The 6728-nt window shown below is 37.0% G+C and carries 9 protein-coding genes; 8 read left to right on the forward strand and 1 reads right to left on the reverse strand.

Annotated features, from left to right (window positions below):
- Positions 1-126 precede the first annotated feature (126 nt).
- From P9B04_RS11800 to P9B04_RS11835, 8 genes are all read left to right on the forward strand, one after another.
- Positions 127-513, forward strand: coding sequence for a cyclic nucleotide-binding domain-containing protein (locus P9B04_RS11800; RefSeq protein WP_342055186.1), 387 nt, complete (start codon positions 127-129; stop codon positions 511-513).
- A gap of 4 nt (positions 514-517) precedes the next feature.
- Positions 518-808, forward strand: coding sequence for an acylphosphatase (locus P9B04_RS11805; protein ID WP_342055187.1), 291 nt, complete (start codon positions 518-520; stop codon positions 806-808).
- A gap of 79 nt (positions 809-887) precedes the next feature.
- Positions 888-1706, forward strand: coding sequence for a signal peptide peptidase SppA (gene sppA, locus P9B04_RS11810; RefSeq protein WP_342055188.1), 819 nt, complete (start codon positions 888-890; stop codon positions 1704-1706).
- 92 nt (positions 1707-1798) lie between these two features.
- Positions 1799-2209: a chorismate mutase gene (aroH, locus tag P9B04_RS11815; protein ID WP_342055189.1), complete on the forward strand. Its 411-nt coding sequence runs from the start codon at positions 1799-1801 to the stop codon at positions 2207-2209.
- Between the two features lie 151 nt (positions 2210-2360).
- Complete coding sequence (locus P9B04_RS11820) at positions 2361-3251, forward strand: ParA family protein (protein ID WP_342055190.1); 891 nt, start codon at positions 2361-2363, stop codon at positions 3249-3251.
- Between the two features lie 75 nt (positions 3252-3326).
- A complete protein-coding gene (locus P9B04_RS11825) occupies positions 3327-3479 on the forward strand; it encodes a DUF4062 domain-containing protein (protein WP_342055191.1) in 153 nt (50 codons plus the stop codon).
- A gap of 334 nt (positions 3480-3813) precedes the next feature.
- Positions 3814-4224, forward strand: coding sequence for a hypothetical protein (locus P9B04_RS11830; RefSeq protein ID WP_342055192.1), 411 nt, complete (start codon positions 3814-3816; stop codon positions 4222-4224).
- A 1143-nt stretch (positions 4225-5367) separates the two neighbouring features.
- Positions 5368-6114, forward strand: coding sequence for a class I SAM-dependent methyltransferase (locus tag P9B04_RS11835; RefSeq protein WP_342055193.1), 747 nt, complete (start codon positions 5368-5370; stop codon positions 6112-6114).
- Between the two features lie 32 nt (positions 6115-6146).
- Here P9B04_RS11835 and P9B04_RS11840 read toward each other — a convergent pair.
- On the reverse strand, positions 6147-6728 hold a 582-nt coding region (locus P9B04_RS11840; protein ID WP_342055194.1), incomplete at its 5' end, for a TetR/AcrR family transcriptional regulator.

Genomic DNA, 6728 nt, shown 5'->3' on the forward strand with positions numbered 1-6728 from the left:
TCTTTGTCCCCTAACTTTCGGCGAGTCCCCCCAGACTTTTTGAGAAGCTTCTTTAGAATTTATTTTTTGTAATTATTCTACATTCTATATTCTAAATATCCACTATTAAATAGGAGATTAAAACCTATGTTAAGTCCTGTAGAAACAGTTAAATTATTTCAATCTCAACCAGAACAAACCTTCTCGAAAGGAGAGGTCATTTTCAGAAGTGGGGAGCCAGGAACTGTGATGTATGGCATCATTGAAGGGGAAATAGAAATGTATGTCGATGGCAAAGTAATTGAAGTTATCGAAAAAGGAGACGTTTTTGGACAAGGTGCTTTAGTTCATGAAGACCATTTACGTGGTTCTACTGTTATGGCTAAAACTGACTGTAAACTAGCTGTTTTGGACCGAGAACATTTCTTATTTGCTGTTCAACAAACTCCTCTGTTTGCTTTAGAAGTAATCAGGAGTTATTCTGATCGTCATCGTCGTTTAAAAAAGATTTTAGACGTTTTAGGAAATATTTAAAACAGTGACCAATTCTAACATTATCGGTGTTCACGTTTTTGTGAGTGGAAAAGTGCAAGGGGTAGGATACCGCTATTCCACGGCACAGACAGCAAAAAAGTTAGGCATTAGGGGGTGGGTTAGAAATTGCTTTGATGGGCGTGTAGAAGCCATTTTTGAAGGGACAGAACCTCTAATTGAGCAGATGGTGCAATGGTGTCATCGAGGACCCGACAGTGCAAAGGTAACAGATGTAGTTATAGAAAAGGTTAAAACTAAATCATATCTAGGGTTTGAGGTAAGGGAAACTATTTGATCAATTTGCTGATATCCAACTCAGGCCATCAAGAATTGTTACAATATGGCTCACCACTCACTATGTTTGACCTTAATTTATGATTTGGCCATTTAGACCCAGACCGAGTAAGCAAATAGCCCGTATGGAAATTACAGGGGCGATCGCGTCAGAAACCCGTAAATACGTTCTCAAAGGGCTAGAAACCGTAAAAGAAAAGAAATTTCCCGCTTTACTACTACGTATCGACTCCCCGGGGGGAACTGTAGGAGACTCCCAAGAAATTTACGAGGCCTTAAAAAGATTACAAGATAATGTAAAAATTGTGGCCAGTTTTGGTAACATTTCCGCTTCTGGTGGGGTTTACATTGGCATGGGCGCGCAACACATCATGGCTAACCCAGGAACCATCACCGGCAGTATTGGCGTGATTTTACGAGGAAACAATCTAGAACGTTTATTAGACAAAGTTGGAGTGTCTTTCAAGGTTATTAAATCAGGCCCTTATAAAGATATTTTGTCCTTCGATCGAGAATTGACAGAAGAAGAACAAGGTATCCTCCAAGAGATGATCGATACCAGTTATCAACAGTTTGTTACCACAGTCGCCCAGGGAAGAAACCTAGACGTTGATAAAGTCAAAACTTTCGCCGATGGTCGTATTTTTACCGGCCAACAGGCTTTAGAATTAGGGGTGGTTGATCGTTTAGGCACAGAAGAAGATGCCCGTCGTTGGGCTGCTGAATTAGCCGGGTTGAACCCCGATAAAGCCACCTGTTACGACATCGAAGAACCGAAATCTTTACTCAATAAGGTTCTCTCCCGTAATCAAAGTAGATCAAAACTAGGAACAAGCCTCAATTGGTTAGAGTTTGAACTGAAAACCAACGGCCAACCACTGTGGTTATATCGTCCTTAAATTAGGTTAAACCAAACAGAAAAAGTGCGTCTGGGGGTGAGACAATGGGAGTGCAAAGCAGTAACAACTAACATTGTTGGAGGGATGCGATCGTGGAGTGGAAAGTACGGGGAATTCGAGGAGCAACCACAGTTACACACAATAGCCCAGAAGCCATAGCAGAAGCGGTCAGCGAGTTGCTAGATGTCATCGAAACTCAAAACCAACTCAACCCCGAAGAGATGGTTAGCGTCACCTTCACAGTCACTGGGGATCTCGATGCTATTTTCCCGGCAGCGATCGCCCGTCAACGCCCCCATTGGCAAAATGTACCTCTTTTGGATGTGCAACAAATGTACGTCAAGAATAGCCTAAAACGTTGTATAAGGATTTTAATTCACCTTAATACCCCAAAACTGCAAAAAGAAATTTCCCACGCCTATTTGCGGGATGCTGCGGATCTGCGTCCTGATTTGCGATCGACTCATACCAGTCCTTCTGTTCCATCCCACTCCCAAACCTAGCAACCTGAGTTCGGAGTTAGGAGTTAAATCTTTTTTGACTAGATAATAGGTGTTTGAGACTCCTGAACTCAACATATTTTCTATAAATTTCCTTATATCCAACTCAGGTTAGCACTTAAGACCCTCAATGACACCATAAAGGATTAAAGCAATGGCATTAGTAATTAGTACCGTTAACATGAAAGGTGGTGTGGGTAAAACTACCCTGACTGTGAATTTAGCTACTTGTTTAGCCAAAAATCACGGCAAGCGAGTATTAGTTCTCGATTTGGATGCTCAAATCAGTGCCACCCTCAGTTTAATGCCTCCCCAAGAATTCGCTCAAACGAGAAAAAAACGCCGTACCCTCAGCTATTTATTAGATAATATTATTCAACCCAATCCTTATCGTAAACTGGATATTCACGATATTATTCAACCCTACATTTGCGGTATAGAAGGACTGGATTTATTGCCAGGAGATTTGGAATTGTACGACGAGTACATTGTTTCCGAAACTCTGCATCAACAAGCAGCTATTATAGAAAATCCCGATTTTGAAACAGTATGGAATCATTTTGAGCGGGTTTTAATTCAGAAAATTTTAGAGCCTGTTCTCGAACATTATCACTTTGTAATTATGGATTGCGCCCCAGGTTATAATCTCTTGACCAGAAGCGGATTATCTGCTAGTAATTACTATTTATTACCCGCGCGACCTGAACCTTTATCGGTGGTGGGAATGCAGTTATTAGAACGAAGAATTGCTAAGTTAAAAGAAAGCCATCAAGATGATCAACCGTTAGATTTGAATTTATTAGGAGTAGTTTTTATCTCCTCCGGAGGGGGTTTATTGAGTCGTTATTACAATCGAGTGATGCGACGAGTTCAAACAGATTTTACCCCCGAACAACTTTTTAAAACCTCTATTCCTATGGATGTAAATGTGGCGAAAGCAGTAGATAATTTTATGCCCGTTGTGACTTCTATGCCCAATTCTAGTGGTTCTAAAGCGTTCATGAAACTAGCGGAAGAATTTTTAAATAAGTTGCCTCCTGGTTAAATTTTCAAGCTTAATTAGAGAGGAAAATGGCTTTATTAGAAGCTAAAGACAATATAGGGAGTAAGTAAGATAAAGATGGTTGACTTTCCCAAAAGATTACAAGTTTTCGTCTCTTCTACATATCTTGATCTAATTGAAGAACGACAGGCCGCCGTACAAGCTATTCTAGAAGCTAAACATATTCCAGCAGGGATGGAATTATTCACTGCTGGCGATCAATCTCAATGAGAAGTCATTAAAGATTGGATAGATCAATCTGATGTTTATCTGCTGATTTTAGGGGAACTACTTCTAGAAAAGTTCATCTGCTCTACTCGTCTAGCAGTAGCTAAGGATGCTTAATTTTCACTTATCTCATTAGACAGTAAAAAATAAAAAAAATCTATAATAATATGTTAGTTAGTAGAATTTTAGTTTATCTTGTTAACTGAGAAGTTTATAGATCAATTAGGATATAACAAATGTCAATAGTGATCTTAATATAAACTTAAAGCAAATTTAGTGTAAAAATAGTTATCTTTATTCTTTTACTACTCGAAAAAATACTAAACAAGTCAAAATAATGCGTAACAAAGTCAAACATAGATTTTTCTCTCTATTATTGGGAATTGTAATCTTAACTATTCCTCTGTCAAAAGCAATAAATTCTCAAGTCTTGTCTCTTAAGACAATGTTTCCCGTACTATCAATAATTTCCCTCACCCAACAGCAACAAGTCGAATTAGAACAATTAAGCCAAAAAACCATTTTGGAAATTAAAAATGTTCTGACAACTCAGCAACAAACTCAGTTTTTTCAGGGAATTGAAGCAGGCAAAGACTACAGGGAATCCTTAGCACCAATTAATATGTCTGAAGCCCAAAAGCAACAATTTCGTAATATTGTTCGCTCAGTGAAAACTCAAGTTTATCGCACTTTGACACTTCAGCAAAAACGTGAAATTCAACGTCGTCTTTCATCTCAAACTAACTAATTTAAGAATAATAAGCATATAAGTATCTTATGTTAAACCCAAAGTATAGAGGCTTATAGTTGCTGAAAAAATCGTTTGACCACGTAAAAGTACCCTAATATATAGGCTACTTAAAATTAAGCTTTAAGGTTTCGGCGTAATAATCTTAGCTGTCAATGTCCCGATCTCATAAAAGTTAAATTAAACATAAAATTAATAAAGTAATCGTTATTCCCCAAAATGTTGAGGATGATTCTTTTGTTAATCCAGGTAACTTTAGCATGATAATGTTTCCTTAATTATTAATGAGTTTTGTCAATCAACTTAATTTTTAGATGGTTTATATACAAATACAAGAAGTAGGCAGTAACATCAGCTAATATCTAGTTTATGAATTAGGCAGTAACTTGTCTGTGAGAAAATAGAATAAAATGTAATCAAGTTTCGGAAATCACATATCATAATCTTCAACTCAACGATCTAATCTCTTCCATCACTGATAAAGGATAAGTCACACTATACTAATTATCTAGAAACTCAATATTTTTGGACGATCACCATTGTCCACTCAAAGCTTCCCATCTACAAATCAATCCGTTTAATTAATTCCCCAGACAGTCCCCAATTACAAAATACCTGAACTTTTCTGAACAAATAGGTATTGTTTCTACTCAAAAGAAAGAGGATAGTGTAGAAGAAAAGAAAAAACAAAGGGGACTTGGAAAATGAATCTCAACTAAATTTATACTTATCACGTAGAAATCTCAAGTGAAAATTCTACTCGTGACCAACTCAGATTTTAAATCCGAGTCGCAAGTAGGAACGCATTCCACACCTTCTGTTGATGTTCCTGAAATCTTTTGTAAATGGGTCTTTTACCATGCTAGAATCTGCTTTATTTGTCTGTTATTTAAGTTTAATTTTTATCTTAATTACTGCTTTGGTAATTTGGATAGAAAAAGACAATTCTTTCGCTAACAATTAGTATAGCAGTAGGTAGATGTCAGGAAGGAAAATAAGTTAAATGAACAGTTAATAATAAGCCGTAATTATCATCACAGGTACGGGAAATAAGAAATTTCGCTTACCCCCTGTACAAATCACCATGAGTGAACTTCGCAGAATTGATGTTAGTATTAGGGGAGTTATTCAGGAAAAAATAGTGTGAAACAATCAATTCAAAATCATTATCAAACCTTGGCTGATAACTATGATCAATTTTGGGGTATTTCTCCAGAATTCATCAAATTTATCACTCAAAAAATTATTGAATCGTTGAACCTAGTTCCTGATGATGTTTTAGTAGATCTGGGTTGTGGAACAGGGCTTTATAGTAAGGAAATTATTTCTCAAATACCTTTAAATAATCCTATACTTTGTGTTGATCCCTCGGGAAAAATGCTATCTAAAATACCCAAAAGTTCTCAATATAAAGTGATAGAGAAAGATGCACTTGCTTTTTGTGATGAATTAGAACAATACAATAAAATTTTAATTAAAGAAATGATTCATCATATTACAGATAAAGAAAAACTTTTACACGGATTATTGAAGGGTCTAAATTCTGGAGGGGTATTATTGATAATATTGCTACCTCCTACTATTGAGTACCCTCTATTTACTAAAGCTTTACGTACTTATGAAGCGTTACAACCTCACTATGATGATTTAGTTACTTTATTACAAAAAATAGGTTTTGAGACTACAGTTAATTTTGTTGATTATCCTGTATCTATAGCGAAAGAAACTTATTTTAAGATGGTAGAAAACCGCTATATGTCTTTACTATCTCAATTTGATGATGAGGAACTACAAGAAGGATTAAGGGAAATGGAAGGAAAATATCACCAATATTCTCAATTAGAGTTTTGTGACCGTTTTGTCTTTATCATCTCCCAAGTTCAATCTTAAAAAAGGTAGTCCCAAAAGACGTTTTTGCAACACTAACTTCGATAGTGAGTGAGTAAAGACTCGACCAATAGTTGAGCAGTATGAAGTCGTTTAGGATCAGAAGATTTTGCCACCCAAGCCGCCAATTCATTCAGAGAACCATTGAGTAAATGAGCAAAACCCTCCGCATCGATGGTGTTAATTTGTCCTTGCTCAATGGCACTCTCGATCACCTCATAAAGTAAACCAAATCCATGCTGGTCAAATTCGGCTAATGTCTCAGCAGGGAGAACAGCAGGAGCTTCGATAAAAACTAATCGACGTAGTTCTTCTTGCTGAGCAACTTCTAAAAACGACTGACAACCAAGGATTAGCAAATGCCAATTATCATCTGTGTCATGGGTTTTGGTTTTAATATGGTGGGTGATTTCGTCATAAGCTTCAGCAATCACAGCCTTAAAAACTCCGAGCTTATCCTTAAATTGATAATACAAAGCCCCACGGGTAAGTCCTAAATCACTGATAATATCCTCCGTGGTAGTGGAAGAATAACCTTTTGTTGAAAATAAAGAGCGTGCGCGATCGTATCTTCTCAAAAAGCCAGGGGTCACTCGCTGCGAAAACTTAGGCCAAAC

Origin of the sequence: Crocosphaera sp. Alani8 (genome assembly GCF_038442745.1) — a bacterium.
In the GTDB taxonomy this organism is placed as follows: Bacteria; Cyanobacteriota; Cyanobacteriia; order Cyanobacteriales; family Microcystaceae; genus Crocosphaera.